Source organism: Streptomyces sp. SID13726, from assembly GCF_010548375.1.
Taxonomy (GTDB): domain Bacteria; phylum Actinomycetota; class Actinomycetes; order Streptomycetales; family Streptomycetaceae; genus Streptomyces.
Window position 1 is genome coordinate 1 of record NZ_JAAGLY010000538.1, and the last position, 424, is coordinate 424.

The following is a 424-nucleotide window of genomic DNA, read 5'->3' on the forward strand; positions in this document are numbered from 1 at the left end:
TGCCCACGGCGGTGGCCGGCCCGGCCCGATCGGATCCGATCGGTTACCGGTTACAGGTCTTCTGGGCGCCTGGTTCGCGCTGTTCAGGGCATCCGGGTGGGGGCTCCCGGCCTGTAACCGGTAACCGGTAACCGGCTGGTGCTCGTCGCCGTACGTCATCTCGCAGACGTACGGGTCCCCGCGGAGACGTACGCGACGACTGAGGCCGGGCACGGCTACTGCTTCTTGCGCCGGTAGCGGGTGAAGACGCTGACGAGTTCGGCCAGCGCGCGCACCAGGGCGACGGTGTCGGATCGGTGTCCACGGAACAGGGCGACGATGCAGACGGCGGTCGCGCACACGAGCCCGGTGAGCAGGACGAGCAGGGCGAGGGACATCGGGTCGAGCGGCATGTAGTCCTCCAATGGGACAGAAGCGTTCCCCA

The 424-nt window shown here is 68.4% G+C and carries 1 protein-coding gene; it reads right to left on the minus strand.

Annotated features, from left to right (window positions below):
• Window positions 1-215: 215 nt before the first annotated feature.
• Window positions 216-424, minus strand: a 209-nt coding sequence (locus tag G3I78_RS49005) for a hypothetical protein (RefSeq protein WP_203616562.1), incomplete at its 5' end; no start/stop codon positions are given.